Source organism: Rubrivivax rivuli (genome assembly GCF_004016505.1).
GTDB lineage: Bacteria > Pseudomonadota > Gammaproteobacteria > Burkholderiales > Burkholderiaceae_C > Rubrivivax > Rubrivivax rivuli.
In genome coordinates, this window is sequence record NZ_SACR01000003.1 from 114117 (window position 1) to 138591 (window position 24475).

The following is a 24475-nucleotide window of genomic DNA, read 5'->3' on the forward strand; positions in this document are numbered from 1 at the left end:
TGTCGAAATACTACCCGTGCGGCCAGTCGTAGTTCGAGAGCAGGACCTCACACGCTGTTCTGCGCGCCGACGTGAATCCAGCGACATTGCGCGCGACGGTTAAGTCGTGACGCCGCCACTTCCTAAGGCCTTGCAGCACGGTCGCGGCCGGGGAATACGACAGCAGGATCTTGGCGCCGCGGCGGTCAGCGGTCCGCAGCGAGGCGATCAGGCGGCGCTCGTCCTTCTCTCGGAAGGCATCGCAGCCGTACTCGCCGCGGTCGCGCTTGTCGCCCAGGGCATAGGGAGGGTCGAGGTAGACAAAGTCGCCGCTGCCAGCCTCGGCCAAGATCTCTTCGAAGTCGCTGCAGCGCAACTGGGCCGCCCTCAGCCGACCCGCGAACGCCTTGAACGCGGCGAGGTCGGGCATGAAGAGATGCCCCTTGCCGCGCGCCACGTTGAACTGGCCCGAACGGTTGGTGCGGTACACGCCGTTGAAGCAGTACCGATTGAGGTAGACGAACTGCGCTGCGCGCTCGAAGGCGTTCAGGCGCTCGCGCGGAATCGCTCGGATGGCGTAGTAGTCGTCAGGGGTGGCGCCCAGAATGGAGGCCCGCTCCCATACCGCACGCGGGTAGCGCTGCACGATACGGTAGGTCTCGATCAGCGACTCGTTGAGGTCGCCAAGGATCGCGTTGCCAGCACCCAGGCGCAGGAACAGGACGGCTGACCCCGCGAAAGGCTCGATATAGCGCTGCGTGTCATCGGGGGCGGCCGCGAGCAAAACGGGGAGCAGCTTCTTCTTGCTACCGGCCCAGCGGAGCAACGGCTCGACTGCACTGGCGGCATTCGAACTTTGCACGATGGACTGGGCTTGCATGGGCCAGGATTATGAATATGTTTACACAAGTGGACCGACTTCGTTCCTGAGCGTGATCGCCCGGTGCATCAGCTGTCAATCGACCGTTGAGCTGAGCGGGAAGCAATCGGGTGACTGCGCACCTCGGGCCATCGTTATCGCTCCCTGCAGTGGAATAGCCGGTCGGCGCCGCGGTCCTTGAATGACCGCTGATCGCCGACGCTGCCGTCCAGAAGGTCTGGCACGAGTGACCGCAACCAGTCTTGAGCCGCCAGTCGGCTCGCCGTTGCTAGGCAGGCCGCTGCGCACCGGCTGCGTCGGTGACAGGGTACATAAGCGCCGCTGAGGGTTGACGGAATGGACCTCCGCCGAACCGCGGCGGCTGGAAAGCTTCGCCCAGAGCCGCTTACCTCGGCCTGCTGCCAGTCCGCCAATGGCCGTACAGTCAACAGCATGTGCACGCGGTACATCAGCCCCGAGGCAGGCGACATAGAGCGGGCCTGGCACGTCGGCGGGCGGACGCCCATGCGCTGGGCGCGCGAGGTCTTCCCCAACTACACCGGCGTGTTCATCCGGGCCGCCAAGGACTCGGCGACTTTCGAGCGCGAACTGGTGTTGGGCCAATGGGCGCTGATCCCCTGGTTTGCCAAGGAGCGCAAGCTCAAGTTCCCGACCTGCAACGCGCGGAGCGAAGAACTGGCCGCGAAGGCCACCTACAAGCTGCCCTGGGAGCGTGGACAGCGCTGCGTCATTCCGGCCGAGAGCTTCTTCGAGCCCTGTTGGGAGACTGGCAAGCATGTGCCCTGGCGCTTCAGACAGCCCAGCGGCGAGCCCTGGGGCCTTGCAGGCTTGTGGAATACATGGACCGACAAGCGGACTGGCGAGATCGTCGAGAGCTACACCATGCTGACGATCAATGCCGATGCGCACCCGCTAATGAGTCGCATGCACCGGCCAGACCCGAAGCGGCCGCCCCATATGCAGGACAAGCGCAGCGTGATCCCCATCGCGTTGGAAGACGTTGATGCCTGGCTGGCCGGCCCTGCCGAGCAGGTGGCGCCGCTGACGCGTCTGGCGCCGGCTGATGCATTTGAAGGTGCGCCCGCCGCCGCGTGACGGGCGAGGTTGCGTGCGAGTGGCGCGACGGTGGGATTTACCGTGCCCAGGCAACGAGCTGCGGCCGCATCATTCACTGGCGCGTCGCATCGGCGAGCGTTCACGGCATCGATCCGCTGCACTCCGGGTGCCACTGCTCATCGTCAGCGCCGACCTGGCGCTCCCAGTAGACGCAGCCACTCTCCGGGCCGGACCGCACGCGTACGCACTGACGGTTGTTGCAAAGGCCCGCGGAACCCTGGGCCGTCATCCCGCCGAAGGCGATGCAGTGCCAGCCGGGGCGGGCGGGAATCATGGGCGAATAGTGCATGGGTGGCATCGTGGCCGCTGATGGGTTCATGACGTGAGCCAGCCACGCGCCGTTGCCTTCAAGCCATCTGCAGCCCGAAGCGCTTAGCCAGCGACGGCAGCACTTCGGTACGCCAGACGATCGTCAGGCCCTCGCGCATTTTGATGTCGGCCGGCGGCTCAGTCCACACCGCCCAGTCCTCTGGAGGCATCACCGGGTCGAAGGCTGCGGCGATGAGCTGGCCTAGCGGGCTGGCCGGGCGGAGCCAGTCGGCCGCAGGGTCAATGGTCGCTCCGGTGTGCGCCTGCAAGACCAACTCCAGCACATCAACCGGCGGCGCGTGCGGGTGGCTACGCGCCAGGGCTGCAGCTGTCTGGGCGACGGAAGCGGGGAGAAGACCGGCAATAGCGGCATGGTAGAGCGGTGTAGGGTGCATGCCAACAGCTGGCTGACAGGATGGCGAACCAGAGGGCAAACCCTGTGAATCGCTGGACTTGGCGAGTCCGTTCGCAGACTCATTTCCTGATCATGAGCAGGCGCCGGTGGCAGCTGTAGTCGACGTGACGCAACTCCACTGTGCCCCTTGTCCAGCGTGACTGCTAATTTGCGCGAAGCGGCATGGCTGTTTCCTGAGGCTGCAACAGAGCCGGCTCGGTGACATGGCTCGGGACCTAAGGAGAGTCTGCAAAACCCCGCGCAGAACGCGCGGTGGGGTTGGCTTTGTGGCTGGCATGCCGTGATGCGGAATCTGTCGAGGTGCTGAGCGCGAGGCGCTTCGCGCAGCTCGTGATTTCGAGCCCTTCGGCTGCCTTGCGCTGGATCGCAGACGCACTCATCCCCGCGCTCCGAGGACTTGCCGCCGAGCCATCCACAGATTGCTCAGCGCGAACAGCATCGTCAGCCGCGCGGTGTTCTTGGCCAGGCCGCGGTAGCGCACCTTGGTATGGCCGAACTGCTGCTTGACGACGCGGAACGGGTGCTCGACCTTGGCCCTCACGCTGGCCTTGATCTGTTCAGCTTTCTCCAGCAACCGCGCCCACTTCTTGGTCGTGTCCAACGCCTTGCGCTTGCCCGGCTGCATGGCCACGAACCAGGTCGGCCCCTGGGCCTCCGGTCGCTTGTCCACTCCACGGTAGCCGGCGTCACCAAACGCTGCAGTCTCTTGCCCGTGCAAGAGCGCGCCGGCCTGCGTCACGTCGTTGACGTTGGCCGCAGTGCCAATGACCGTGTGCACCAGCCTCGACTCGGCATCCACCCCGATGTGCGCCTTCATGCCGAAGTGCCATTGCTTGCCCTTCTTGGTCTGGTGCATCTCGGGATCGCGCTCGCCGCTCTTGTTCTTGGTCGAACTCGGCGCGGCGATGATGGTGGCGTCTACCACGGTGCCGGTCTTGAGCATCAGGCCATGCTTGGCCAAGCCCGCGTTGATGGTGCCCAGCACCTGAGGCGCGAGTTCGTGCTTCTCCAGCAGGTGCCGGAACCGCAGGATGGTGGTCTCGTCGGGCATACGCGCGGCGCCTTCGAGGCCGGCGAAACGGCGGTACAGCGGTCGCTCGTGCAACTCCTCTTCCATTGCCGGATCGCTGAGGTTCCACCAGAGCTGCAAGCAGTGGATGCGCAGCATGGTCTCGATGGGGAACGGAGGTCGACCGCCCAGCGCCTGGTGCGCACCTCGGGCATGGGACCGGATCAGCTCAACCAACGCGGCCCAGGGCACGACCTGGTTCATCTCGTCGAGGAAGACCTCCTTGCGGGTCTTCTTGGGCAGTGGGTCCAGTCCAAACGTCATCTGATCCATGCCTTGCATCGTCCAACGCCGTCAAGCCGTGCGCCAGTCGGAATGACGAGAGGTTTTGCAGACTGTCCCTAAGCCTTTGACTCGCGTGCGCGTAGGTGCGTGCCCGTGGAATCAACTCCGCAACTCAATCGGCTGTGTCCCTCGGCATTCAGGGTACGCTGAGCAGCCCCAGAAAGCGGACCCCGCGTTCGAGCCTTGGCGCGCCATCCTCCGGACCATGTGCTTGCCACAACGCGGACAAGGGGGCACCTTTTCCGCGGCGGGTCGGCCGCTGGCGTCGGCTGTAGCCAGCGGAGGAGCTGGCTGTGCTGCCGTCGAGGCCGGTTGCAGCGTGTTCACGATGTCCCTGTCCATGTTCGGCGCTAAAGGCCGGCCAGCCTGGCCGCTGCGAAGGAACTTGGCCAGGCGATCGCCATCGATCAGCGTGATGTTCTTGCCCGCGGCGAAGGCTTGGGCTTCCTTGGTCAAACGCCCCGAGGTTACGAGGAAGCCGCCGGCCGCGCGCTGGGCCGTCATCACGCCGAAGAGCTCGCGAACAACGCTCACTCCCACCTTGAAGGCTTGCCACTGCTTGCACTGCACGAGGTAGCGAGAACCGTTCTTCGTGAGCACCAGGTCCACCCCGCCATCGGGGCCTGCGCCACCCAGCTCGGCCACGCCGTAGCCCTGGCTGCGGAAAGCCTCGCCGACCAGCAGCTCGAACTGTTGCCAAGTCATTCGCGACACCTCCAATGAAGTGTCACCGTCAGTGGCTGTGGCCAGCAGCTTGGTGCGCTCGGCACGCCTGTAGGCAGACATACCGGCGCCGGCCAGGCAAAGCAGAGGAACGACGTACTTCAGGAGCTGAGAGACCGTCGAAATCAAGGTGCCGGCGACGGCCGCGCCCATCTGCGATGGCGTCATGGCCGGCGCACCCCGGGCCGCCAGGCTCGCGAACAGCAGGTAGCTCAGAACGGCCAGACCCACTCCAGCCCACCACGGCAGCATTGCCACGATGTCCATGAAGTCCTCTGCGGTCGAGGTGCGCTTGCGTCTTCCCATCGTGTTCGTCGTGCCCCGTTTCGTCGTGATCTGCCAGCGCCTACCTGACAGGCAGCCAATGCTAGCCGCGGCGAGAGCAGGGGCCGCCGGGCCCAAGCCCGGGCGCAATCACGCACCAACCGCAGTGCGGTTGGACTCCACGATGGCCACCTCGATCTCTCGCTTGCTGTCCAGCAGGGCGAAGATCTGCTCGTCGATCGTGCCGGCCACGATCGGCACGATGACGAACACGTCCCTTGTCTGACCGCTGCGGTAGGCGCGGTCCTCGGCCTGGCGCTTGAGCGCAGCTGTCCATGGCAATGATGCGAAGAACACGTAGTTCGCAGCCGTGAGCGTGATGCCCACGCCGGCTGCCATGGTGGTGCCGATGAAGACCTTGACCTCCGGCTTCTGCTGGAACGCGTCGACGGCCGCCATGCGCTTCTTCGGCGCATCCGATCCCACCAGGCTGACACAGCCGATGCCGCTGGCGGACAACGCGTGTTTCAGCGTTTCCACCGTCTCCATGTACTCGCAGAAGATCAGAACCTTGGCATCGGGGGGCAGGCTCTCGATCGACTCGATCAGGAACTCGACCTTCAAGGCCTCCAAGCGCTGACGCAGCTTGGTGATCTTGGGCATCGCCTGCAGCGAGCTGTCGCTGTAGATCGCCCTGTAAGCCGCCAGCCCGTCCGGCGGCTGCACGTAGCGCACCTGTTGGGTCTTGTCGCCCAGGTCTTTGAGCACGTCCTTGCCGCGACGAAGCATCCACTCCGACAAACGGCCAGCGAGCTCGTCACGCCGTGTGGCATCGCCCGCATAGGCCTTACGGAAGTCTGCCAGGGGCATGCGGCCGATCGGGTGGCCAGACAGGCGCAAGAGCGTGTGCACCTCGACCTCGCGGTTGAGCACGGGCGTGCCCGTGAGCAGGAACACGCGGGGGATGCGCTCGGCCAGCAGGAAGGCGTTACGTGTGCGCCCGGCCTGGTGCTCCTTCAGGTAGTGCGCCTCGTCGACCAACATGCAGACCAGATCGAGCGTGGCGTCACGAACCAGGCCGCCCAGGCGCTCGTAATTGGCGATGATCCAGTCGGCCGCGCTCAGCGCGCTGGTGTCGGCCTGGCCGATGGTCGCGATCAGGGCCTTGGGGTACACAGCGCGAATCTCGCGCTCCCAGTTGATGCCCAGGCTGGCAGGGCACACCACCAGCACCTTGGACTGGCCAGCCGCCATGCGACCGGCCACCACAGCTTGGCGGCTCTTGCCCAGGCCCATGTCGTCGGCGAGAAGCCCACCAGAAAGCCCGAGGAGGTGCCTGACGCCCCCCACCTGGTACTCGCGTAGCCCGCAAGCCTTCGCCGTGGCTGCCAAGGCCTCCTCATCGACCGGCAGCCGCTCCAAGGGCGTACCGAAGGAAGACAGGAAGCCGGCACCCATCTCCTCGCCATCACCACCACCGATTCCGCGAGGCGGCGAAGCCCCGGGCACAGAGATCGGCAACTCGCTCTTGGGTGCTGACACCAGGTCTTCGAGCACGACCTGGCCGTCGTGCACGAACACGAAGGTCTCTGCCACGCCTGCCTCTTCCTGCAGAACCTGCAGGATCTCCTGCCGCGGCCTGCGCACCTCCCACGCAGATGCGTGTCGATGGAACCGCCCACCGAGTCCCTTCAGGGCCCGCACGACCAGGAGGTCGTAGGCCGATGTCACCGCAAAACCGCCGCTTTGGAGCGGCAGCAGCTGCAGATCCAGCATGCAGGCGAAGTAGTCGGCGTCAGGCGCACGCCAGGCCAGCGCAGCGAGCTCGCGGACATCAACCAGGGCGTAGCTCGGCAACTTGGGCGCGTGCGCCTTGAGGCCTGTCATCAAGCGTGCCGCCTGCTCGCCAAGGCACAGCCACATGCGCCGCGGCGGGAACCAGGCGCAGCCCAGCTCGCGCATGAGCTCGCCGATGCCTTCTCCGTAGGGGACAGCCAGACCGAGGCGGCGGCCGTCGAAGACGGCGCGCATCAGGAAGGTCTTCTTGGCCGGTGCGACGGGCACAAAGACCGGCGCTGATGCCGGCATCGACGTCGGCGCCTTCCGAGTGACACCTTGCGCCGTTCGTGGATGGCCGGGTCCGGCATGTCGATGAAGAAGCCCATCGGCATGTCATCCCACCACCGCAAGGTGTCCTGCAGGCCGCAGAAGTGCAGAAGCTGCTCGACGGCCGCGTGCAGGGCTTTGACGGGAGCCAAAGAAACCGAAAAAGATCAAAGGCTTGCACGCAAGTGCAAGCCTTTTTTCTTTGCTGGTCGCTTTTTCTGGTTCCGCAAGCGGTGACAGGCGCAGTGCACCGTGGACGCTGTGCGCTGATCCCAAATCTTGGCTGGTTCAGCCCCGCGTGCGCTGGCGGATGCACTCCCGCCCGAGACACACGATGCGTCCGCACGGCGTTGGCCGTCGATGGCCTGTGCTGCAAGCCGCTTGGCTACAGCCTCAGCCCTTGCGCGTCGAAAGCGTGCAGCTGTTCCGGATGGACACCCAGGCGCACGGTGTGCCCGGGGCTGAGAGCGCCGGGTTCGCGCAACTCGGCGCACATCCGTTGCCCGGCGCATTGGCCATGTGCATAGGCGGTGGCCCCCAGTCGCTCGACGGCTTCGACCTTCAACAAAAACGGGCCATTTGCGTCGATACGCAAGTGCTCCGGTCGAACACCCAACTGGGCTGGCGCACCCAAGCCGGTGGCGTCCAGTACAGGCAGGGGCACCCGGCTGCCATCCGGCAGCACGGCTTGCGCACCCTCGGCGCGCACCGGCATCAGATTCATCGCAGGTGAGCCGATGAAGCTGGCCACGAAGGTGTTGGCGGGCCGTTCGTACAGCGTCAACGGGGTGCCCACCTGCTCGATGCGACCGACACGCAGCACGACGATGCGCTGAGCCAGCGTCATCGCTTCGACCTGGTCATGGGTCACGTAGATCATCGTCGTGCCCACCGTGCGGTGCAGCGCGGCGATCTCCAGCCGCATGCGCTGCCGAAGCTCGGCGTCCAGGTTCGACAGGGGCTCATCGAAGAGGAACAGCGACGGCTCCTGCACCAGCGCGCGACCGATCGCCACACGCTGCGCCTGGCCGCCCGACAGCTCTGCCGGCCGCCGAGCCAGGTAGGGCTGCAACTGGAGGATCTCCACCGCCCGCCCGAGTTTCGCGGCGATGGTTTGCGGCGGCACGCCTCGCATGCGCATGCCGAAGCTCAGGTTCTGCGCCACCGTCATGTGCGGATAGAGGGCATAGCTCTGAAAGACCATGGCCACACGCCGCTCACTGGGCGTGGCGTGTGTGAGGTCGCGCCCGCCCAGCAGCAGGCGGCCCGCGCTGATGCTCTCCAGCCCGGCGATCAGCCGCAGCAGCGTCGACTTGCCGCAGCCCGAGGGCCCGACGAAGACGACGAACTCGCCAGCCGCGATCTCCAGGTCGATGCCGTGCAAGGTCTGCACGGCGCCAAAACGCTTGTGAACGCCCTGCAGGCTGAGTGTGGTCATGGCATGGAGGGCTCGGCGTGGTGACCGACGATCGCCGCAGCGCGCGCGGCCTCTTCGTCGGTCCAGCGGATGGGAACACCAGCGGCCACCAGCGCCGTCTGAAGGCTGCGCAGCTCTGCGGCGCTGGCGTGCAGTTGCGCCAGCGCGAACTGGCGCGTGTCGGCCTCGTGGGCCAGCAGTGCGGCCACCTCGCCGGCCAGCCATTCGGCCGGGTGTACGCGCGTGCAGGCGCTGACCAGGTGCGTGACCGACAGGTTCTTGCACGCCGGCAGCAGGTTGTCGCAGTCGGCGGCGATGAAGCTGCCCAAGGGCAGCGTGAAGGGCCGCACCCGTGCGTTGGCGCCTCGGCCCGAGACGCACGTGGGGTGGATGTCCATGGGGTACCAGACCGTGCCGACACTGTCGCTGCGGTTCAGCGGCAGCGAGTCGGCGCCTGCCGCAATGATGTCGCACTGGGTGAGCGTGCTCAGGCCGACGATCCGGCGCGATTCGCGCACATAGACCTGCTGGGCGAGTCCGTCGGGGGTGCCGAGCATGTCGCTGGCCGGCACCAACTCGGGATGGCCACGCCCACCATCGGCGCGCGGGGCCTCGGTGCGCAGCCAGTGAAGCAGGCACAGCGACAGACGCCGCGCCGCCGCCGCGACCTCGTGCTCGGGCAGCGGACCGTCCAGCAGCGGGTGCTGGGCAAAGTCGTTCTGGGCCCAGTTGACCAGGCTCACCTCGTGGCGCGGCACGCGCCACTGGCTGCGCGCCACGATGCGGCGGTAGCGCCACCAGTCCAGCGTTTGGCCTGTGCCGAACAGCGGCAGCGAGGCCACCTGGCCGGGGCCCGCTCCGGGCATCTGCAGGCTGAAAAGGGCGTGGCCATAGCCTGGCAAGTGCGCCTGGCGCCAATGCGCATAGTCTTCGGGTGGCCGGGCAGGTTGTTGCACCGCCGTGGCCCTTGGCATCAGCCGCAGGGCCATCACGGCCGTGACGGGTTGCTGGTCCAGCGGGTTGGCCAGGGGCGGGGCATCCGCCTCGCCGAAGCTGTCGGCCGCCTCCTTGCCCAGTCGGTAGCGCAGGCCGGCATGGCGCAGCAGTTCGCCGGTGTCGGTGGCGTCGAAAAACCAGCGCCCATGCACTTCTTCGTCCTGACCATGGCGGTTGCGCAGCGTCAGGCTGAGGATGCGACGACCTTCGCGGCGTGCCTGTACAGGCACCACCCCGCGGGCGATGCGCAGGCGCCCTGCCTGCACGTGCGGTGCCAGCCAGGCCTCCAGCAACTCAGCGGCCACGCGGGGCTCCACGCACAACCGGCTGACCCAGCCGTCGCCGGGGTTGCAGCCCTCGGTGAGTTCGGCGCGGTCGATGAAGGCGGGGTCGGCGCGGTAGTGGTCGCGCAGGGCTTCGCGGAAGCGGCGGTAGCTGGCGGTGGCGCCGCCCAGTTCGATGAGGGCATGCTCGTCGGGCGGCACGGCTTGCGCCGTGAGCTGGCCGCCCAGCCAATCGTGCTCGGCCGCCAGCAACACGCGGCGGCCGCTCTCGCACAGGCGCCACGCCGCCGCCACGCCGCCCAGGCTGGCACCGCAAACGACGAACAGGGGCTGCGAGGCGATCGAGCTCATGCGGACGAAGGCTCCCCTTCTGGCGACACCGTCGGCGCCATGCGCAAGCCGATCTCGAAGCTGCGGTCCCAGGGCAGGCTGACCTCGCACACCCGCCAGCCCAGGCCATGCTGCTGCAACCATGCGTTCGCTGGCCCGGTGAACAGCGCTGCCACCAGGGCGCGCAGGCTTTGCGGGGTATGGCCGCCGTCACGCACCACGGCTTCGTGTCCGATGCGCAGCACCTGGCGCCACACCGCCTGGTACAGCAGGTCTTCTGCCAGGCGCAAGGCCAGGTTTCGCTGGTGGGCCGGCGTTGCCAGCGCCCCTTGCGCCAACACCGCTTGTGCGAGGGCGCTGCCCAAGGTGTTGCTGGCCGTGTTCCAGCCGGCATAGGCGGCCAGAGACGGCAGCGGCAGCGTCGCTGCCAGGGCCTCCAAAAGGAGCGGGTCGCCACCGTTGGCGTAGGCCAGATCGGCCACTGCCAGCGCACCGCCGCCGCGCTGCCACGCGGCCAGTTCTTCGAGCCAAGGCTCCCCGGGCCCCCGGCTCGCGAGCGGCAGCGGGATCTGCATCGCCCAGTCACCCTGCACAGCGCCTTGCGTGTGCACGGCCAGCAGCAGGTCGGCTTCGCGGCGGTCTTCGACCAGCCGCCCGCCCACGGCGGCCACCTGCGCGGCCACCGACTGCAGCACCGGCCGGTCTTCATAACGCGCCTGCATTTGCGCCAGGCCCGCGGGGTCTGAGGCCGTGATCGCCACGCGCAAGGCCGGGCGCTGCTCCAGACGCGCCACCAGGTGGGCGCACAGCGTGTGCAGCACCTCGTCGGCCCCGGGGTAGATCAGCACACGGTCAGACAGCCCGCGGGCCGCCACGCGCTGCTGCAACGCGCGCCGTTCGGCGATGTTGAAACCATGGGCTGCCGTGTCGTCCTGCGGCAGCACCAGACGGTCGATGACGCCTTGGTCCACCAGTTCCAGCGCCTGCAGCGTGAGCGCGTGGTTGCGCGCGCGCGTGGCCCGGTAATCGGCCCGCACCGCTTCGGGGATGGCCGCCTCGGCCTCGGCGGCCGCCCGCAAGGCCTCGGGGTCACCGGTGCAGGCGTGGCGGTCGAGTTCGTGCGACCACAGCCAAAGCTGGCGGCCGTGTGCGGCCCAGTACGGCTTCTCTTCCTCGGCCACGTCGTTGTTGGAGATGCGCATCGTGGCCGCGAAGGCGAACAGCGGCGTGCCGGGGTGGCGGCGCTTGAGCTCCACCAGCGTCTCCAGCCGAGCCGCCAAGGCAGCCGGGCTGTCGTCGATGAAGCGCGAGGGCACCAGGCCGCCGTAAAGCAGCATGTCCAGCGAGAGCACGAGGCCTGCGGCGGCCGGGGCCTCATCCAGCAGCCACAGGCGCAAGGCGTCGCGGTCAGCAGGGCGTCGCAGGTGGCCCAGTGCCGCCACCTCGGGCAGGCGCAGTTGCCAGCCAGCCACCTGCACCAGCGCCTGCACTTGCTCGCGCACGACAGGGCGGCCGTCCACCGGCAGGCCCAGCAGGGTGCGCGGAGCGACAGGACTCGCAGTCACAGGGGCCCCGCGCTGCGTTGGCGCAGGCTCAGCAGGCCGTGCGGAGCCACGGCCCAGGTGGAGGTGGCGGCGTCAGGGCAGGGCATGCCGTCGGCCCGCACAGCCTGCCAGTCCGCCACGGTGAGCGCCAGGGCTTGCGCCGTATCGGTGGGGTTCCACAAACGCAGTTCCAGGGGCGCGCCTGGCCGCGCGGGCAGGCGCCGCACGGCGCTGATCTGCACACGGGCATTGCCGATCTCGACGCCCTCGCGCCAGGTGCCGCCCTGGCCACGCAGCGCAAGCAGGGGCCGCAGCAGGCGGCGGGCCTGGTCCAGCGCAAAGTCGCGTCGTGCGCCGTCGGCGTCGGCGCCCAGCCCCGGGTGCAGGCCGAAGTGGAATTCGAAGACTTCGCTCCCCAGGCTTTGGGCCTCGGGCGTGGCGATGTCCGGGCCGGCCCCGACGCCGCGGCTGCGCAGGTCGCGGCGCGACAGCCAGCCGACGCTGCGCACCAGCGTCACGGCCAGCTGAGCCTGCCCGCCTTCGTGCTGGATCTCGAACTCGTGCATCGCCCGGTGGGCCAGCCACCAGGGGCCGGCGGCCAGGGCCGACAGCGAAGGGTTCACCGCCACCGGAGCTTCGGCCCGCGTGGGGGTGGCAGGCACGTCGGCCAGCGTCACCGGCCGTTGCAGCCAGGCGAAAGCCGTGTCGGCGGCCGTGTGTCGCAACGCAGCCGCATCGCCGCAGGGCCACAGCAGGCGGGTGCGCTGATCGCAGGCCCGGTTGATCCAAACCAGGCGCGCGCGGACGGCGGGCTCGTCGCCCAGCAGGCGCAGGCACAACTCGCCTTCGTTCACCACCGTTTGCGTGCGGCCACGCTGCCGGGTTTCGTCGAGCGCCGCGCTCACCGCCATGGTCAGGGCCAGCCGCATCTCGCGCACCTCACCTTGCACGCTCACGCCCAGCAGTTGCCAGCGGGCTTGCACCTGGCGCTGTGGTGCCACGGCGCCATGGGGCGGGCTGAAGTTGTAGCTGTCGCCGGCGTCGAACTCGTGCTGCACGGCCAGCACACCGCGCTGCACCAGCCCGCTGGCCTTGTGGGTGATGACGAGCCGCCCTTCGGTGTCCAGCGCCAGCGCGAGCACGGCGTTGTCGATGCCGGTGGGGCCCGCCGTTGCCCCAGCCGGTGGCGCTGCAGTTCCGGTGATGGGCGCCACCTCCAGCGGCAGTGCCGTCAGGCCTGGCACCGACACCCGCACGGCCACCTCGCAGCGCAGCGAGGGCAGGCGGTCTGGGAAGTCGTCCAGTGGCGAGCGGAAGATCGCGTCGGGCGTGGCCGAAAGCAACACGGCAGGCAGCGTCACGCCTTGCGTTGACGCACGCACCGTCACGCCGGCCAGCGTATCGGCACGCAACTGCAACTGCAGCACCTGCCAGCCGTCGAAGGCCTGCGGCAGCGGGTTGAACAGGCTCAGTCGCGCGTCATCGGCGAACACCTTGGCGCGGCCGCCCGCATCGGCGGCTTCGTGCTGCAGCAGCGATTGCAGGCCACCGGCGGCAGCGGCACGGTCGCGCAGCGCATCCAGGCGCTGCGCCAGTTGCGTGAAGCGCGTGGCCATCTCGCGGTGCACCGCGTCGGTGCTGCAGCCGCAGATCGAATCGTGCGCCTGCTGCTGGATCAGCAAGCGCCAGCAGGTGTCGAGGTAGCGCGTCGGCCAGTCTGGCAGCGGCATCAGTTGCGCCAGCAGCGGCTCGGTCTCGCCCAGCAGGCGCTCTTCGGCGATGCGGTGCTGGTGCTTCAGCCCGCGGCGGGTGGACAGCACGTCGGGCAGCACGAAGGCCTGCCGGTTGTGGCGCAGTTCGCCGTGCAGCGTGGCGCGGCGGCCCTCGCTGCCCATCAGTGCGGCAGCCACGTGTGCCGCCAGCGTCGCCTGCTGCAGGTGGTAGGCGGGCTGCGCTGCATTGAAGGCGGCCATGCGCTGGGGCAAATCCGCAGCCGGCAACAGGTGGTCGCCGCCCTGGGTGAGCAGCAGCCGGGGCGAGAGCGCGCGCGCCGCGATGCGGTCCAGGTAGCCCAGCAAGGCGTTGTGACCGGTGCCGCCCTGGCCGTGGCCGGGCAGGTTCAGCGCATGCTGGTAATAGCCCTCGGTGAGGAAGACCGTGCCCACCACCGAGCCGTCTGGCGCCGCCCAGTCGAACTCGGAATGCGGCGCATCGGCCCCGCGCCACAACACGGCCCGCCCGATGCCGAACTGCCGCAGCAGCATCGGCATCTGCGCGATGTGGCCAAAGGTGTCGGGCAGGTAGCCCACCGTCGTGTCGGCTTCGACGCTGCGGCCGGTCGCGGCGGCGACGTCGGCCAGGCCGACCTCCAGGTTGCGCAGCAGCGATTCGCCGCTGACGAGGAACTCGTCGGCCATCACGTACCAGGGCCCCAGCAACAGGCGGCCCTGCGCAGCCAGCGCGCGCGCACGCGCCGCCATGGCGGGCTCGGCGTGGGCCAGCAGGTCTTCAAAGGCGGCGGTCTGGCCGTCGAAGAGAAAGCTGTCCAGGCGGCCGTCTTCCAGCATGGGCAGCACGCGCGCCATCACCTCGAGCAAGCGCGCCACCGAAGTCTGGTGCGGCAGGTACCACTCGCGGTCCCAGTGCGTCTGCACCACCACGTCCACCGGCCGCGCCGGGCTTGCCGTGCTCATCCTTTCACCGCTCCCTTCATCGCCCCTTCGATGAACCAGCGCTGGCTGAACACGAACACCGCCAGGATGGGCAGCAGCGAGAACACCGCGCCCGCGGCCACCAGGCGCCAGTCCATCGAGAAGGTGCTGGCCAGCCGGTTGACGCCCAGCGGCAGCGTGAAGAGGCGCGGGTCGTCGATGAGGATCAGCGGCCAGAGGAAATCGCCCCACACCGCGATGAAACTGAAGATGCCCAGCGTGGCCAGCGCCGGTTTCACCAGCGGCAGCATCACGAAGGCCCAGATGCGCAGGCGGCTCACGCCTTCCATCAGCGCCGCTTCTTCCAGCGCCGCGGGGATGCCGGCAAAGGCCTGCCTCATGAAGAACACGCCGAAGGCCGTGCAGGCGTGCGGCAGCACCAGGCCCAGACGGCTGTTGTGCAGGCCCAGGGCCAGCGCCAGCTCGTACACCGGGATCATCAGCAACTGGAAGGGCAGCATCATCGACGCCAGCAGCACGCCGAAGAGCACCGTGCGCCCGCGAAAGGGCAGCCGCGCCAAGGCATACCCCGCCAGCGACGACAGCAGCAGGTTGCAGCCCACCGCCAGCGCGGCCACCAGGCTGCTGTTCAGCAGGTACAGGCCGAAGGGCTGGGTCTCGAAGACGCGGGTGTAGTTGGCCAGCGTGGGTGCTGCGGGCAACAACTGCGGCGGGCTGGCGTAGATGTTCTCCGTGGCCGGTTTCAGCGAGGTGGACAGCAGCCACAGGAACGGCCCGATGGTCAGCGCCACCAGCGCCAGCAGCGCGGCGTAGCGCAGCGCCAGCAGGGCGGTTCTTCTTGCGCTGCCGGGCTTCATCGCTTCTGGCGCAGCAGGCGCAGGTTGATGAGCGAGAACACGCCGGTCAGCGCGAAGAGCACCACGCCGATGGCCGAGGCGTAGCCCATCTCGAACTCGACGAAAGCCGACTCGTACAGCAGGAAGACGAGCGTCTTGGTGGCGTCCATCGGCCCGCCGCGCGTCATGACGTAGACCTCCTCGAAGACCTTCATCGCGCCGATGGACGACATCACCGCCACCACCGCGATGGAGGGCCGCAGCAGCGGGATCGTGATGTGCAAGGTCTGCTGCCAGGCGCTGACGCCTTCCACCTCGGCCACCTCGTACAGGTGGCGCGGGATGGCCTGCAGCCCGGCCAGGTAGATGACCATGTAGTAGCCCATGCCGCTCCACACCGTGACGGCCATCACCGAGAACAGCGCGCAGGCCGGGTCGGTGAGGAAGCCCACGGGGTCGTCGGTCAGGCCGCTGGCCAGCAGGAAGTGGTTGAGCAGGCCCTTCTCCTCGTAGACCCACTTCCACACCAGCGCGCTGATGACCAGCGAGGTCACCACCGGCAGGTAGATGGCGGCGCGGAAGAAGCGGATGCCCGGGATGCTGCGGTTGACCAGCAGCGCCAGGAAGATGGGCAGCACCACCAGCACCGGCACCACCACCACGAGGTAGAGCAGGGTGTTCTTCAGTGCACCGAGGAAGAAGGGGTCGGACCACAGCGCGATGTAGTTGCGCCAGCCCACCCACTGCGCCGGGTTGATGAGGTTGAAGTCGGTGAAGCTGATGGCGATGGCCTTCAGCGCCGGGTACAGCACCATCGCGCCGATGACGATGCAGCCCGGCAGCAGGAAGGCCAGCGCGACCAGCGGGTGGGTCTTCATGCGGCCGCGCCCTCCGACGCGCCGCCACCGAAGGCCTGCCACGCCAGCGCGGCCGCGCCCAGCATGCCGGCGTCGTTGCCCAGCGTGGCGGCGCGCAGTGGCAAGGGGGCGCCCAGTGCCTGCAGGCGCTGCTGCAGCGCGGGCCACCAGGCGGCTTGCGAACCGATGACACCGCCGCCCAGCAGCACCAGCGCCGGGTCGAGCGACCAGTGGTCGTTGTGCAGTTGCACGGCCAGCAGGTCCACCCACTCGGCCAGGGCGGCGCCGGCTGCGCCATCGCCGCGTTGCGCGAGTTCGACCACGGCCGTGCCCGCAGCCAGGGCCCCGGGCTGCGTGCCGCCGTGATGGCGGTAGAGGTTGCGCAGGCCCGTGCCCGAGACCAGGCTTTCCAGCGGCACCAGGCGGCCCTGGACGGGGTGCCACACCAGGCGCCAGCCCCAGTGCCCGGTGTGCTGGTGAGCCCCCGTCACGATCCGGCCATCGTGCGCCAGGGCCGCGCCCAGGCCCGTGCCCAGCGCCAGCATCAAGGTCAGGCCCGGACGGGGGCCGTGGCCGCCCAGCCAGAGCTCGCCGCGCAGGGCGCAGTTGACGTCGTTGTCGGCGCGCACGGGCAGCCCATGCCGGGCCTGCAATTCGGTGGCCAGCGCGGTGCCGGCCCAGCCGGGCATGGTGTCGCCGGCGCGCAGCACGCAGCCCGTCTCCGTGTCGATGACGCCGGCTGCCGAGACGCCGATGCCCAGCAGGCGGCAACCCTGCGCCGATGCCGCGGCCCGCAGCTCGTCACAACAGGCTTGCACCGCCGCCATCACCCGGGCGGCACCGGCCGTGGCGTGGCTGGCGTGCGTCTGCGCCACCAGCACGCGGCCATCGGCCGCCACGAGGCCAGCGCGCAGCTTGGTGCCGCCGATGTCCAGGGCCAGGCAGGCGCCGTCTGCTGGCGCGTTCATGGTGCGTGCCCTGCCATCACGCCGCCGCCCTGCGCGCGCAGCCGATGACGGCACGCCACTCGCGGTCGATGCGGCTGAGGGCTTCATCGGCCGTCTGCCGGCCCAGCATCGCGCCCTGCAGGTTGCGCACGAAGCTAATCTGCAGCTTGCCGTAGCGGGGCACGGGCGGCACCAGCACCGCGCCGCTGAACACCTGGCGCACCGAGAGGGCACGCGCGCGGTCGAGCAGCGGGTCGGCGCTGGGCGTGGTGAACAGCGCGTCGCTGTAGCTCGCCACGGTGGAGGGCAGCACCGGCACCCGGCGCGCAAGCTCGAGCTGGTTCTCGCTGCTGGTGACGTGCAACGCGAGCGCAAAGGCCAGGGCCTTGTCGGGCGCGCTGGCAGGCACGGCCAGGTTCATCACCGACAGGTTGGCGCGTGAAGACGCCACCGGCGGCGCCACCTCTACCTGCGCGTAGACCTCGGGGCTGGCGGTCTTCACCTGCTGCAGGAACTGCATGCCCGTGGAGATCATCGCCACCTGGCCGGAAAGGAAGGCCGTCACCGCCGTGCGGTGGCCTTCGGTCAGCACGTTGCGCGGCACCAGGCCTTGCTGAAAGAGCTGCCGGTAGCTGTCGATCACCTGCGCACCCGCGCCATCGGCAAAGCCCGGGCCGCAGCCGTCGGCCGAGAGAAAACGACCTTGCGCCGCCACCATGGCTTCCAGCGGCGCGCTGCCGTCCAGCGCCGGGAAATAGGCGTAGGCCCCCGTGGCCTCGCGGATGCGGCGGGCCGCCTGCAGCAATTCAGGCAGCGTGCGTGGCACCTCGACACCGGCGCGCGCCAGCAGGCCGCGGTGGGCGAGCGTGAGGTTGGTGGTGACGTACCACGGCAGCGCGAAGCTGCGCGCGCCGGGCGCCGAGCCCAGGCGGTTGGCCGCCCAGGCGGCGGGCAGGTAGGCCGCCACCTGCTGCGGGCTGAGGTGGGCCTCGGGCTCTGCCAACGCGCCCAACTCGGCCAGCTTGGCCGAAAACTGCGGGTTCAGGTTCACCACGTCGGGCGGGGCACCGGCCGCGATGGCCGTGAGCGTCTTGCGCTCCATCTCGGCCCAGGGCACGTCCACCCAGTGCACCGTCACACCCGGGTGGGCACGCTCGAAGCTGCGGATCAGCCCTTGCACGTAGGCGTTGTGAAAGGGCGCCAGCTGCATCGTCCACAGCGTGAGCCGGCGCGGCGCGGGCTCGGCCGTGAGGGTCGGGCCCGTTGCGCCCAGCGCCCATGCCGCCCCGACGGCCATGGTCAGATTGCGCAGCAGGCAACGGCGGCGGTGGTGGCGCGCAGGCATCGGAAAAATGTATCACGGCCGGGCAAGAAGTAGACCAATGGTTTACGTTCAGGCATCGGCTGGCTAGCATCGCAACATGGCTGCGCATTCCCCCTGGCGTTGTTTGCTCGCATTGGGCCTGTGCCGGCGCCCGTACCGTGGCCGTTGGGTGGCTGCGCTGGCCAGTGCCTGCGTGGCCAGCGTCAGCGCCAGCGAAGGGCCACCTTGGCCCGCTGGCTTCGTCGACGCCGCCCAGGCGGTGCCCGGGCTGGTGGTGGAAGCCCGATATGCCGGCGCCGACAACTTCATCGGCCGCCCGATCGCCGGTTACGGTGCCGCGCGCTGCGTGCTCACCGTGCAGGCGGCGAGCGCACTCGCGGCGGTGCAGCAGGAATTGCAGGCTTTCGGGCTGGGGCTGAAGGTCTTCGACTGCTACCGGCCCCAGCGCGCGGTAGACGACTTCGTGCGCTGGGCGCAAGACCTGCAGGACCAGCAGCGCAAGGCCGAGCACTACCCCCGCGTGGACAAGCAAGACCTGTTCAAGGAGGGCTACATCGCCCGGCGCTCGGGCCACTCGCGCGGTTCGACCGTCGACTTGACGCTGGTCGCCCGTGAGAACGGCGCTGAAGGCGGCCGCGAACTCGACATGGGCGGCCGCTTCGATCTCTTCGACAGCAGCTCGGCGGGTGCCTCGCCGCAGCCCACGCCGGCGCAGCGTGCGAACCGGCTGCTGCTGCGCGCGCTCATGAAGGCTCACGGCTTCCGGCCCTACGCCGCGGAGTGGTGGCATTTCACGCTGGTGGGCGAGCCGCACCCCGAGACCTGGTTCGACTTCGAGGTGCGCTGAATGCGGCCTTGTGCAGCCGCGCTGCGCTTGGGTCTCTGTTTGGGATTTAGAAGTAGACCATTGGTTTACCTTGGGCTTGGCCGCTGCTAGCATCGCCCCGTGCCTGTCCCGACCCCAACGTCCCTGAACCGCGCGCAGCAGCGCGACCGCCTGCGCCGTCAGTTGCTGACGCTGGCGCGTGAAGCGGGCGACGGCAGCCTGCTGCCCTCCGAGCGCGACCTGTCGGAGCGGTTCCAGGTCGCCCGGGGCACGGTGCGCCGGGCGCTGCAGGCGCTGCATGATGACGGCTTGCTGCAGCGGCGGCAAGGCAGCGGCACCTTCGCGGCCGGGCCGCAGTGGGTCAAGCCTTTCGTGCTGCGTTCGTTCTCGGAAGACATGGCCGCGCGCGGCCTCGTGCCCAGCAGCCGCCTGCTCGGCGCCCGCCAGCTGGCCGCCGGTGCCAAGCTGGCGCAGCGGCTGAAGGTGAGCCCGGGCGCGGCCGTGCACGAAGTGCGCCGCCTGCGCCTGGCCAACCAGGAGCCGATGGCCTTGGAAACCACCTTCCTGGCAGCCGAGCGCCTGCCGGGCTTCGACCCTCTGCAGCTGGCCCAAGGTTCGCTGTACGCGATGCTCGAACGGCGATACGGCATCGTCCTGCGTTCGGCCGCGCAGCAGATCGCCGCCACCGTGCTCAGTGAAGAAGAAGCGCGGCTGCTGGAGGTGCCGGCCTTCTCGCCGGCCTTGCTGGTCGAGCGCCAGGTGATCTCGACGGCCGGCGAGGTCGTCGAGTACGGCAAGAGCCTGTACCGCGCCGACCGCTACCGCTTCGAAGTCAACGTCGCGCGCGGGCCTGCGGGCGCTCTGCAGGACGGCGCATGACGCAGCCCGCTGCCCTCGCTGCCCGCTGGCGCAGCCTGCCGGCGCTGCACGCCGCGCTGGACGGGCGCCTCGTGGTCTCTTGCCAGCCGGTGGACCAGGGGCCGCTGGACGATGACGAGATCGTCGCGCGGCTGGCCCTGGCCGCGCTGGCGGGGGGCGCCGCCGGCCTGCGCATCGAAGGCGCTGCGCGGGTGGCCCGGGTGCGCGCCCGCACCGCCGCGCCCTTGATCGCCATCGTCAAGCGCGACCTGCCAGGTTGGCCCGTGCGCATCACGCCGCTGCTCGAGGACGTGCAGGCCCTGCTGGCGGCCGGCGCCGATGTCATCGCCCTCGACGCCACCCAGCGTGCGCGCCCCTGTGCGCTGGCCGCGCTGCTGGCGGCGGTGCATGCGGGTGGCGCGCTGGCGATGGCCGACGCGTCCTGCCTGGAAGACGGCCTTGCGGCACGTGATCTGGGGTTCGACATCATCGGCAGCACGCTCTCGGGCTACACGGGCGGGCCGGTGCCCCACGAACCCGACCTGGCCCTGGTGGCCCAGCTGGCCCAGGCCGGCTGCCGCGTGATGGCCGAAGGCCGCCTGCACACCCCGGCGCTGGCACGCGCCGCGCGCGAAGCCGGGGCCTGGGCCGTGACGGTGGGTTCGGCCATCACGCGGACCGAGCTGCTCTCGGGCTGGTTCGCGCAGGCCTTGGCGGGCTCGGACGCGGCTTCGTGAGACTGCAAGCCTTGGGGGCTGCAGGTCGCGCGGCCTTGCGGCTTGCGCTGGCCGCGCTGGCCCTTCTTTCGGGCCTGGGCCTGTGTGCAGCGCAAACCCAGCCAGCGCCGGCGCCAGCGCCGGCCCCCGCCATCCCTGCACGCGCCAGCGTCGCCGAAGTGCGCGGCACCTGGCTCACCACCACCGCCAACGACGCGCTGGCCAGCCCCGCGCAGACCGCGCGCACCATGCGGCGGCTGCGCGAGATCGGCCTCAACACCGTCTACATCGAGGCCTGGAAAAACGGCTACACGCAGTTCCCTTCGCAGGTGCTGCGCCGCGCCATCGGCCACGAGATGCGGCCGGTGGGCGGTGCGGCCGATCCGTCGGACACCGCCGCGCAGCGCAGCGCCCCGGCGCGCGACCTGCTGCTGGAAGCCACCACCGAGGCGCACCGCAACGGCCTGATCGCCATCGCCTGGTTCGAGTACGGCTTCATGGCCGCGCACAAGGGCACGATGAACCACCTGCGCCGTGCCAAGCCCGAGTGGCTCAGCCGCGACCGCGCGGGCAGCGAGGTGGCGCCCAACGGCTTCGTCTGGATGAACCCTCTGCACCCCGAGGCGCGCGCTTTCCTGCTCGACCTGGTGCTGGAGGCGGTGGACCGCTACGACCTGGACGGCGTGCAGATCGACGACCGCATCGTCTGGCCGCACGTGACCATGGGCTACGACGCCTACACGCGCGAGGTCTACGCCCGTGAGCACGCCGGCGCGAGCCCGCCCGACGACTTCCGCGACCCGGCCTGGATGCGTTGGCGCGCCGCCAAGGTGGACGAGTACGCCCGCTGGTTCGTGCAGGAACTGCATGCGCGCCGGCCTGGCCTGGTGGTGTCGTTGAGCCCGGCCGTCTACCCCTGGAGCTGGGACAACTACCTGCTGAACTGGCCGCGCTGGACGGCCTGGACCGATGCCGACCGCCTGCGCGGCGAGCCGGTGCGCAGCGCACTGGCCCGTTCCCGCGTGCCGAAGTGGGACGAGTACATCCCGCAGGCCTACCGCCTCGACTACCCGGCCTTCGAGGCCACCTGGCTGCAGCAGACCGAAGCCGTGAAGGCCGCGGGCGCCTACCGGCCGGGGCGCTTGCTGGCGGGCATCCGCATCGTGGGCGACGGCCGCGATTCGAGCTGGGCGCAGCTGCGCGACTCCATCGCGCTGACACGGCGGCTGCAGCAGGGCGGGCACGTGCTGTGGTTCAGCGTCGGCGTGCTCGATCGCTATCCGGCCGAACTGCAGGCGCTGTATGCCGAGCAGGGGCCGGCGCACTCACCGCGCTTCCCGCCGCAGTGGCGCCCGGCGCCCGTGCCGCTGGCCTGGTCGGCCGACCGTGCGCGTTGGCTGGCCGGGCAGGTGAGGGCGGGGCGCTACCGCGTGATGGGCCTGGACGGCACGGCCTGGCGCGAACTGGCGAATTGGCAGCAGGCGCGGGACGGGCCGGTGGCCTTCGAGGCGCCTGCCACGCTGAAAGCCGTGGAACTGCTGCTCGACCGGCGGCCCGACATGGCCACCGAGCCCGCCTGCCGCGCCGAGGACCGCTGTTGATCCCGGGCCGCGAGGCCTGGCCGGAGGCCGCGGCGCTGCGCGCGCACATGCAGCGCATCGGCGCCTTCTACGCCCGCCACGCCATCGACCCCGCAGGCGGCTACTTCCAGTACTTCCTTGAAGATGGCCAGGCTGTCGAGCGCGGCACGCGGCACCTGGTGGGCAGCGCGCGCATGACGGTCAACTGGGCACGTGCGGCCGTGGTCTTCGGCAGCGACGCCGACCGCCACCGTGCCGCGCACGGCCTGGCCTTCCTGTCGCAGGCCCACCGCATCGGCGAGGCCGGCGCCTATGCCTGGCGGCTGTGCGACGGCCAGGTGGCCGACGACAGCCAGCACGCCTACGGCCATGCCTTCGTGCTGCTGGCCCATGCGCACGCGGTGCTGGCCGGCGTGCCCGGCGCGCAGACCGGCCTGGCGCGTGTGTTCGATGAACAGACGCTGTGTTACTGGGATCCGCAGCAAGGCCTGCTGACCGACCGCTGGGACGCTGGCTTCCGGTCCTGCTTTGCCTACCGCGGCCAGAACAGCAACATGCACGCCTGCGAGGCCTTGCTGGCGGCCTGGCAGGCCAGCGGCGAACGCGCTTGCCTGGAGCGCGCGGCCACCATCGCCGAGCGCGTGACCGGCGACCTGGCGGCGCAAGGCGGCGGTGCGATCTGGGAACACTACGACGCCCATTGGCGCATCGACTGGGACCACCACCGCGACCGCCCGGCCGACCGCTACCAGCCCTGGGGCTTCCAGCCCGGGCACCAGGCCGAGTGGGCCAGGCTGCTGCTGTGCCTGCACCGCGAGCGGCCCGACCCGCGCTGGCCGCAGCGCGCGGCACGCCTCTTCGACTGGGCCGTGGCGCACGGCTGGGATGCCGAGGAGGGCGGCATCGTCTACAGCGTGGCGCCCGACGGCCGCGTCCACAACGCCGACAAGGTGGCCTGGGTGCAGGCCGAGGCCCTGGCGGCGGCCGTGCTGCTGGCCGAGCACACCGGGCAGGCCGCGCACGCCACCTGGGCCACGTGCCTGTGGCAGCACATCACCACGCACTTCGTGCACCCGCTGCACGGCACCTGGCGGCGCTGGCTGGATGCGCAACACCGGTGGCCGACGAATGCGCCCGCGGCCGACAACCCGACCGATTACCACGCGCTGGCGGCCTGCCACGAATGGCTGGGCGTGCTCGGCCGCACGGCTGCAGCCGGCCAGCGCTGAAGAACGCCGGCCCGCCGTTGGCTGGTACAGGTAGCAGGCCAATTGGTCTATATTGATGGGCCATGATGAAGCCCCACGCGAGCCCGAGGCCTGAAGCTCCGGCCGTGGCCCAGCCCCGCAAGCGCGAAGAGCGCCGCGACCAACTGCGCCGCGGGCTCGAGGCCATCCTCCAGCAGGCCGGCAGCGGCACGCGCCTGCGGCCCGAGCGCGAGCTGGCCGAGCAGCTGGGCGTGGCCCGCGAGACGCTGCGCCGCGCGCTCGACGAACTGCAGGCCCGCGGCCTGCTCGAGCGGCGCCAGGGCGCTGGCACCTTTGTCAGCGGTCAGAGCTGGCTCAAGCCGCTGCTGCTGCGCAGCTTCACGGAAGACATGCGCGAGCGCGGCCTGGTGGCCAGCAGCGAACTGCTCTCGCACGGCGTGAGCCGGGCCGATGCGAAGGTGGCCTTGCGGCTGAAGGCCGTGCCCGGCAGCGAGGTCTTCGAGGTGCAGCGCCTGCGCCTGGCCAGCGGCGAGCCCATGGCCATCGAGCACACCTTCCTGCCCTGCGCGCGCTTGCCGGGCTTCGACCCGGCGCGCCTGGTCAGCGCTTCCTTGTACGAGGTGCTGCAGCGCGAATACGGCCTGGTGGTGCGCAATGCCGCGCAGGAGATCCAGGCCACCGTGCTCACCGAAGACGAGGCCCGGCTGCTCGACGTGGCGCCCTTCAGCCCGGCCCTGCTGGTGGAGCGGCTGGTCTTCGCCACCGACGGCGAGCCGGTCGAGTACGGCAAGAGCCTGTACCGCGCCGACCGCTACCGCTTCGAGGTGAACGTCGGCCGTGCGCTGACGTCGCCCGAAACCGACGCAGCGGCCGAGGGCAGCGCGAACGCGCCCTGAGCCCGGCGCCGCACGGCGCCCCTGACCCGCACGGAACC

The 24475-nt window shown here is 69.8% G+C and carries 21 protein-coding genes; 8 read left to right on the forward strand and 13 right to left on the reverse strand.

The window, feature by feature from the left end:
* Positions 1–10 precede the first annotated feature (10 nt).
* Complete coding sequence (locus tag EOE66_RS09110; RefSeq protein WP_128228394.1) at positions 11–859, reverse strand: DNA adenine methylase; 849 nt, start codon at positions 857–859, stop codon at positions 11–13.
* Between the two features lie 432 nt (positions 860–1291).
* On the opposite strand from EOE66_RS09110, the gene EOE66_RS09115 reads away from it, so the two are divergent.
* Positions 1292–1954, forward strand: a complete 663-nt coding sequence (locus tag EOE66_RS09115; protein ID WP_128228965.1) for an SOS response-associated peptidase — start codon at positions 1292–1294, stop codon at positions 1952–1954.
* A 368-nt stretch (positions 1955–2322) separates the two neighbouring features.
* Here EOE66_RS09115 and EOE66_RS21750 read toward each other — a convergent pair whose 3' ends face one another.
* The 4 genes from EOE66_RS21750 to EOE66_RS09135 form a co-directional block, all read right to left on the reverse strand.
* Positions 2323–2553 (reverse strand): hypothetical protein, encoded by a 231-nt coding sequence (locus EOE66_RS21750; RefSeq protein WP_164885052.1) that lies wholly within the window; start codon positions 2551–2553, stop codon positions 2323–2325.
* A 522-nt stretch (positions 2554–3075) separates the two neighbouring features.
* Positions 3076–4041: an IS5 family transposase gene (locus EOE66_RS09125; RefSeq protein ID WP_128228319.1), complete on the reverse strand. Its 966-nt coding sequence runs from the start codon at positions 4039–4041 to the stop codon at positions 3076–3078.
* Between the two features lie 111 nt (positions 4042–4152).
* Positions 4153–5082: a restriction endonuclease gene (locus EOE66_RS09130; protein WP_128228396.1), complete on the reverse strand. Its 930-nt coding sequence runs from the start codon at positions 5080–5082 to the stop codon at positions 4153–4155.
* 108 nt (positions 5083–5190) lie between these two features.
* Entirely contained in the window at positions 5191–7071 is a 1881-nt protein-coding gene (locus EOE66_RS09135; protein ID WP_205702671.1) for a DEAD/DEAH box helicase, read from the reverse strand.
* A gap of 84 nt (positions 7072–7155) precedes the next feature.
* On the opposite strand from EOE66_RS09135, the gene EOE66_RS21755 reads away from it, so the two are divergent.
* The gene (locus tag EOE66_RS21755) at positions 7156–7383 is read left to right on the forward strand and encodes a hypothetical protein (RefSeq protein WP_164885053.1); all 228 of its coding nucleotides are present in this window, start codon (positions 7156–7158) and stop codon (positions 7381–7383) included.
* Between the two features lie 148 nt (positions 7384–7531).
* Here EOE66_RS21755 and EOE66_RS09140 read toward each other — a convergent pair whose 3' ends face one another.
* From EOE66_RS09140 to EOE66_RS09175, 8 genes are read right to left on the reverse strand one after another with little or no spacing between them, the layout of a single operon-like run.
* Entirely contained in the window at positions 7532–8584 is a 1053-nt protein-coding gene (locus EOE66_RS09140) for an ABC transporter ATP-binding protein (protein WP_128228398.1), read from the reverse strand.
* Positions 8581–10194, reverse strand: coding sequence for an FAD-dependent oxidoreductase (locus EOE66_RS09145; protein WP_164885054.1), 1614 nt, complete (start codon positions 10192–10194; stop codon positions 8581–8583). The genes EOE66_RS09140 and EOE66_RS09145 overlap by 4 nt, the downstream gene beginning before the upstream one ends.
* On the reverse strand, positions 10191–11738 hold the full coding sequence (locus tag EOE66_RS09150) for a DUF4127 family protein (RefSeq protein ID WP_164885055.1): 1548 nt from the start codon (positions 11736–11738) through the stop codon (positions 10191–10193). Before EOE66_RS09150 ends, EOE66_RS09145 begins: the two co-directional genes overlap by 4 nt.
* Positions 11735–14410: a glycoside hydrolase family 38 N-terminal domain-containing protein gene (locus EOE66_RS09155; RefSeq protein ID WP_128228401.1), complete on the reverse strand. Its 2676-nt coding sequence runs from the start codon at positions 14408–14410 to the stop codon at positions 11735–11737. The genes EOE66_RS09150 and EOE66_RS09155 overlap by 4 nt, the downstream gene beginning before the upstream one ends.
* Positions 14407–15246, reverse strand: coding sequence for a carbohydrate ABC transporter permease (locus EOE66_RS09160; protein WP_128228402.1), 840 nt, complete (start codon positions 15244–15246; stop codon positions 14407–14409). The genes EOE66_RS09155 and EOE66_RS09160 overlap by 4 nt, the downstream gene beginning before the upstream one ends.
* Positions 15243–16103 (reverse strand): carbohydrate ABC transporter permease, encoded by an 861-nt coding sequence (locus EOE66_RS09165; protein ID WP_128228403.1) that lies wholly within the window; start codon positions 16101–16103, stop codon positions 15243–15245. Before EOE66_RS09165 ends, EOE66_RS09160 begins: the two co-directional genes overlap by 4 nt.
* Positions 16100–17050 (reverse strand): ROK family protein, encoded by a 951-nt coding sequence (locus EOE66_RS09170; protein WP_164885056.1) that lies wholly within the window; start codon positions 17048–17050, stop codon positions 16100–16102. The genes EOE66_RS09165 and EOE66_RS09170 overlap by 4 nt, the downstream gene beginning before the upstream one ends.
* A 16-nt stretch (positions 17051–17066) precedes the next feature.
* Entirely contained in the window at positions 17067–18374 is a 1308-nt protein-coding gene (locus EOE66_RS09175) for an extracellular solute-binding protein (RefSeq protein WP_128228405.1), read from the reverse strand.
* A 148-nt stretch (positions 18375–18522) separates the two neighbouring features.
* On the opposite strand from EOE66_RS09175, the gene EOE66_RS09180 reads away from it, so the two are divergent.
* The 6 genes from EOE66_RS09180 to EOE66_RS09205 all read left to right on the forward strand — a co-directional run bounded on the left by EOE66_RS09180 (position 18523) and on the right by EOE66_RS09205 (position 24437).
* Positions 18523–19200 (forward strand): M15 family metallopeptidase, encoded by a 678-nt coding sequence (locus EOE66_RS09180; protein WP_205702672.1) that lies wholly within the window; start codon positions 18523–18525, stop codon positions 19198–19200.
* 99 nt (positions 19201–19299) lie between these two features.
* On the forward strand, positions 19300–20058 hold the full coding sequence (locus EOE66_RS09185; protein ID WP_128228407.1) for a GntR family transcriptional regulator: 759 nt from the start codon (positions 19300–19302) through the stop codon (positions 20056–20058).
* Positions 20055–20774: a putative N-acetylmannosamine-6-phosphate 2-epimerase gene (locus EOE66_RS09190; protein ID WP_128228408.1), complete on the forward strand. Its 720-nt coding sequence runs from the start codon at positions 20055–20057 to the stop codon at positions 20772–20774. The genes EOE66_RS09185 and EOE66_RS09190 overlap by 4 nt, the downstream gene beginning before the upstream one ends.
* Complete coding sequence (locus tag EOE66_RS09195; protein WP_128228409.1) at positions 20771–22354, forward strand: glycoside hydrolase family 10-like protein; 1584 nt, start codon at positions 20771–20773, stop codon at positions 22352–22354. The genes EOE66_RS09190 and EOE66_RS09195 overlap by 4 nt, the downstream gene beginning before the upstream one ends.
* The gene (locus EOE66_RS09200; protein WP_128228410.1) at positions 22351–23562 is read left to right on the forward strand and encodes an AGE family epimerase/isomerase; all 1212 of its coding nucleotides are present in this window, start codon (positions 22351–22353) and stop codon (positions 23560–23562) included. The genes EOE66_RS09195 and EOE66_RS09200 overlap by 4 nt, the downstream gene beginning before the upstream one ends.
* A gap of 104 nt (positions 23563–23666) precedes the next feature.
* Positions 23667–24437: a GntR family transcriptional regulator gene (locus EOE66_RS09205; protein WP_164885057.1), complete on the forward strand. Its 771-nt coding sequence runs from the start codon at positions 23667–23669 to the stop codon at positions 24435–24437.
* Positions 24438–24475: the final 38 nt, after the last annotated feature.

Coding starts and splice junctions, on each gene's coding strand:
- EOE66_RS09110 (WP_128228394.1), bottom strand. CDS start 859: ATGCAAGCCCAGTCCATCGTGCAAAGTTCGAATGCCGCCAGTGCAGTC.
- EOE66_RS09115 (WP_128228965.1), top strand. CDS start 1,292: ATGTGCACGCGGTACATCAGCCCCGAGGCAGGCGACATAGAGCGGGCC.
- EOE66_RS09125 (WP_128228319.1), bottom strand. CDS start 4,041: ATGGATCAGATGACGTTTGGACTGGACCCACTGCCCAAGAAGACCCGC.
- EOE66_RS09130 (WP_128228396.1), bottom strand. CDS start 5,082: ATGGGAAGACGCAAGCGCACCTCGACCGCAGAGGACTTCATGGACATC.
- EOE66_RS09135 (WP_205702671.1), bottom strand. CDS start 7,071: ATGCGCGCCGTCTTCGACGGCCGCCGCCTCGGTCTGGCTGTCCCCTAC.
- EOE66_RS09140 (WP_128228398.1), bottom strand. CDS start 8,584: ATGACCACACTCAGCCTGCAGGGCGTTCACAAGCGTTTTGGCGCCGTG.
- EOE66_RS09145 (WP_164885054.1), bottom strand. CDS start 10,194: ATGAGCTCGATCGCCTCGCAGCCCCTGTTCGTCGTTTGCGGTGCCAGC.
- EOE66_RS09155 (WP_128228401.1), bottom strand. CDS start 14,410: ATGAGCACGGCAAGCCCGGCGCGGCCGGTGGACGTGGTGGTGCAGACG.
- EOE66_RS09160 (WP_128228402.1), bottom strand. CDS start 15,246: ATGAAGCCCGGCAGCGCAAGAAGAACCGCCCTGCTGGCGCTGCGCTAC.
- EOE66_RS09165 (WP_128228403.1), bottom strand. CDS start 16,103: ATGAAGACCCACCCGCTGGTCGCGCTGGCCTTCCTGCTGCCGGGCTGC.
- EOE66_RS09170 (WP_164885056.1), bottom strand. CDS start 17,050: ATGAACGCGCCAGCAGACGGCGCCTGCCTGGCCCTGGACATCGGCGGC.
- EOE66_RS09175 (WP_128228405.1), bottom strand. CDS start 18,374: ATGCCTGCGCGCCACCACCGCCGCCGTTGCCTGCTGCGCAATCTGACC.
- EOE66_RS09190 (WP_128228408.1), top strand. CDS start 20,055: ATGACGCAGCCCGCTGCCCTCGCTGCCCGCTGGCGCAGCCTGCCGGCG.